The following is a 4,575-nucleotide window of genomic DNA, read 5'->3' as shown; positions in this document are numbered from 1 at the left end:
CGAATTATGCGGCTGCGAACGTGTTCTTGGACGGGTTGGCGCAGCATCGTCGGGCTGCGGGTCTGCCCGCGACTTCCCTGGCCTGGGGCCTGTGGACCGGCGTGGGCGGTATGGGCGGCGACCTGACGGAAGCCGACCGAGAGCGCATCCACCGCAGTGGCATCGGCGCACTCGCGCCCGAGACCGGACTCGCCCTCTTCGACGCAGCCGGCCGCGCCGCCGACGCGCTGCTCGTTCCGCTCCCGCTCGACCTGCCCGCCCTGCGGGCCCAAGCCCGCAGCGGCATGCTGCCGGACCTGCTGCGCGGCCTGGTCCGCGTCCCGGTGCGCCGGGCCGCCGGGACCGGCGGTACGGCGGGCGGGTCGGTGTTCCGCACACGGCTCACCGGGCTGCCCGCAGACGAGCGGGACGCGGCGCTGCTGGAGCTGGTACGGGGCGAGGTGGCCGCAGTGCTGGGCCACGCCTCGACCGACGAGGTACCGGCCGACCGCGCCTTCAAGGAGCTGGGCTTCGACTCGCTGACCTCCGTCGAACTGCGCAACCGGCTCGGCGCCGCCACCGGTGAACGCCTTCCCGCCACCCTCGTCTTCGACTACCCGACGCCGTACGCGCTCGCGGAGTACCTGCGGACCGAGGTGCTGGGCCTCACCGACGCCGTCGACGCCGCTCACGCCGCCGAAGCGACCGCCACGTCACCGACGCGCGCCGGCACGGCGTTCGCCGACGACCCGATCGCGATCGTCGGCATGAGCTGCCGCTATCCCGGAGGCGTCGAGACCCCCGAGGACCTCTGGCGCCTGGTGGTGGGTGGCGGCGACGCCATCTCGGAGTTCCCGCATGGACGCGGCTGGGACCTGGAGTCGCTGTACGACCCGGACCCGGACGGCAAGGGCACGAGCTACACGCGCTCGGGCGGCTTCCTGCACGACGCGGGCCGCTTCGACCCGGCGTTCTTCGGTATCTCGCCGCGCGAGGCCGTGGCGATGGATCCCCAGCAGCGGCTGCTGCTGGAAACCTCGTGGGAGGCGTTCGAGCGGGCCGGCATCGACCCGGCCACCCTGCGCGGCAGCCGTACCGGCGTCTTCGCGGGTGTCATGTACCACGACTACGCGACCCGGATCACGGCCGTGCCGGACGGGGTGGAGGGTTACCTCGGCACCGGGAACTCCGGCAGCATCGCCTCCGGCCGCGTCTCGTACGCCTTCGGCCTGGAGGGCCCGGCCGTCACGGTCGACACCGCCTGCTCGTCGTCGCTGGTCGCCCTGCACTGGGCGATCCAGGCGCTGCGCAACGGTGAGTGCACGATGGCGCTGGCCGGTGGTGTGACCGTCATGTCGACGCCGGGCACCTTCACCGAGTTCAGCCGCCAGCGCGGGCTGGCCGCCGACGGCCGCATCAAGTCCTTCGCCGCCGCCGCCGACGGCACGAGCTGGGCCGAGGGCGCCGGCATGCTGCTGGTGGAGCGCCTGTCGGACGCCCGCCGGAACGGCCACCCCGTCCTCGCGGTGGTCCGTGGGTCCGCCATCAACCAGGACGGCGCGAGCAACGGTCTGACCGCGCCGAACGGGCCCTCGCAGCAGCGGGTGATCCGCCAGGCGCTGGCCAGCGCCGGGCTCACCAGTGACCAGATCGACGTGGTCGAGGCGCACGGCACCGGCACGACGCTGGGCGACCCGATCGAGGCACAGGCGCTGCTGGCCACTTACGGCCGCGAGCGCGATGCCGACCAGCCGCTCTGGCTCGGCTCGATCAAGTCGAACATGGGTCACACCCAGGCCGCCGCCGGTGTCGCGGGCATCATCAAGATGATCATGGCGATCCGGCACGGCGTACTGCCGAAGACCCTGCACGTCGACGAGCCGACCCCGCACGTGGACTGGGAGCACGGCGCGGTCGCCCTGCTCACCGACTCGGTGCCGTGGCCCGAGACGGGCCGCCCGCGCCGGGCGGGTGTCTCGTCCTTCGGTATCAGCGGAACGAACGCCCATACGATCATCGAGCAGGCCCCCGACGCGGAGGGCCGGTCGGCTTCCGGCGGTCCCGCCGTGTCGTCGTACGTGCTGCCGTACGTGCTGTCGGCGAAGTCTGCGGAGGCGCTGCGCGGTCAGGCCGCGCGGCTGCGCACCCGTCTGGTGGACGCGCCGCAGACGGTTCCGGCGGATGTCGCCTACTCGCTGGCCACCAAGCGGGTCGGGTTCGACCACCGTGCGGTGGTCGTGGCCGGTGACCGGGAGGAGCTGCTGCGGGGCCTTGCCGCCCTGGAATCGGAGGGCGGTACGGCCGCCGGGCTGGTCCGGGGAACAAGGACCGCCGGGAAGCTGGCGTTCCTCTTCACCGGGCAGGGCAGTCAGCGGCCGGGCATGGGCCGTGAGCTGTACGACGCGTATCCGGTGTTCGCGGAGGCGCTGGACGCCGTCTGCGCGCGGCTCGAACTGCCGCTCAAGGAGGCGTTGTTCGGCTCGGACGGTGACCTGCTGGATCGGACGGAGTACACGCAGCCCGCGCTGTTCGCGGTCGAGGTGGCGCTGTTCCGGCTGGTGGAGTCCTGGGGTCTGAAGCCCGACTTCCTGGCCGGTCACTCGATCGGTGAGATCGCCGCCGCGCATGTGGCCGGAGTGTTCTCCCTGGAGGACGCGTGCACCCTGGTCGCCGCTCGCGGCCGGCTGATGCAGGCTCTGCCTGCCGGTGGCGTGATGGTCGCTGTCCAGGCGGCGGAGGACGAGGTCCTTCCGCTGCTCACCGAGCGAGTCAGCATCGCGGCGGTCAACGGCCCGCAGTCGGTCGTGGTCGCCGGTGACGAGGCCGACGCAGTGGCCATCGCCGGGTCCTTCGAGGCGCAGGGTCGTAAGACCAAGCGCCTGACCGTCAGTCACGCGTTCCACTCGCCGCACATGGACGGCATGCTCGCCGACTTCCGCAAGGTCGCCGAGAGCCTGTCGTACGAGATGCCGCGCATCCCCGTCGTCTCCAACCTCACCGGCGCGCTGGTGACCGACGAGATGGGTTCGGCCGACTTCTGGGTACGGCACGTCCGCGAGGCCGTCCGCTTCCTCGACGGCGTACGCACCCTCGAAGCCGCCGGGGTCACCACGTACCTCGAACTGGGCCCGGACGGAGTCCTGTCCGCCCTGGCCCAGGAGTGCCTGACCGGCGACGCGGACGCGTGCACCTTCGCACCCGCCCTCCGCAAGGGCCGCCCCGAGGCCGAGACCCTCACCACCGCCCTCGGGCAGGCACACGCCCACGGCACCTCGGTCGACTGGGAGACGTACTTCGCGCCGACCCGCCCCACGCCGGTCGAGCTCCCGACCTACGCCTTCCAGCGCGACTGGTACTGGCTGAACTCGGCCACGGCGCCGACCGGCCCCGGGGACGCGACCGGCTTCGGCCTCGGTACGACGGACCACCCCCTGCTGGGCGCGGCCGTCGAACTGCCCGACTCGGACGGGTTCCTCTTCACGGGCAGGCTGTCCCTGGCCACCCAGCCCTGGCTCGCGGACCACGCCGTCCTCGGCTCGGTCCTCCTCCCGGGCACGGCCTTCGTCGAACTGGCCGTCCGCGCGGGCGACCAAGTCGGCTGCGACCTGCTGGAGGAGCTGACGCTGGAGGCGCCGCTGGTGCTGCCCGAGCGAGGAGGCGTCCAACTGCGGCTCTCCGTCTCCGCCGCCGACGAGTCCGCCCGCCGGACCCTGGCGCTTTACTCCCGGGACGAGGACGCCCCCGCCGACGAGCCCTGGACGCGGCACGCCGACGGTGTGCTCGCCACCCGGGCGGCAGCCCCCGCCTTCGACCTCACCGCCTGGCCGCCGCCGGGCGCCGAGGCGGTCGACACCGACGGTCTGTACGAGGGCATGGCCGCGGCCGGCTTCGCCTACGGACCGGTCTTCCAGGGCCTGCGCGCGGCCTGGCTGCTCGGCGACGAGGTGTACGCCGAGGTCGGCCTGGACGAGGAGGCCGCGGACGCGGCCGAGGGCTTCGGGCTGCACCCGGCCCTCTTGGACGCCACGCTGCACGCCGTCGGCCTCGGCCGCCTGGTGGAGAACACCGGCCAGGGGCGGCTGCCGTTCTCCTGGCGCAACGTGTCCCTCCACTCGGCGGGCGCGTCGACCCTACGGGTCCGGCTGGCCCCCGCCGGCCGTGACGCGGTGTCGCTGCACCTCGCCGACACCGCCGGTGCACCGGTCGCCTCGGTCGAGTCGCTGGTGCTGCGCACCGTCTCGCCCGACCAGATCGGCGCCGCCCGCGGCGGCCGGCAGGAGTCGCTGTTCCACGTCGACTGGACCGCTCTGCCCCTGACCCCCGTGTCCACCGCCGAGCAGCGCCCCTGGGCCCTGCTGACGGACGACCGGACGGGTGACACCCGCCACGCCGGACTCGATGCCGTGGGCGTCCGCTACGAGGCCCACTCCGGGCTCGCGACGCTCGCCGACGCGGGTCGGGACGTACCGGATGTCGTCTGCGTCCCGCTGGTCGCACCGCCCGCGGTGGATGTGCCGGGTGCTGTGCACGCGGAGACGGGTCGGGTGTTGTCGCTGCTCCAGGAGTGGGTGGCGGATGCGCGGTTCGATGCGTCGC

At 73.3% G+C, this 4,575-nt stretch carries 1 protein-coding gene; it reads left to right on the top strand.

The window, feature by feature from the left end; translation table 11 throughout:
* Positions 1-4,575: beta-ketoacyl synthase N-terminal-like domain-containing protein (locus tag ACFVXJ_RS31090; protein ID WP_389666799.1), on the top strand; the 4,575-nt coding region annotated here is incomplete at both ends.

The organism is Streptomyces sp. NPDC058279 (assembly GCF_042881255.1).
Lineage (GTDB): Bacteria > Actinomycetota > Actinomycetes > Streptomycetales > Streptomycetaceae > Streptomyces.
This window is presented reverse-complemented; position numbering and strand designations above follow the sequence as displayed.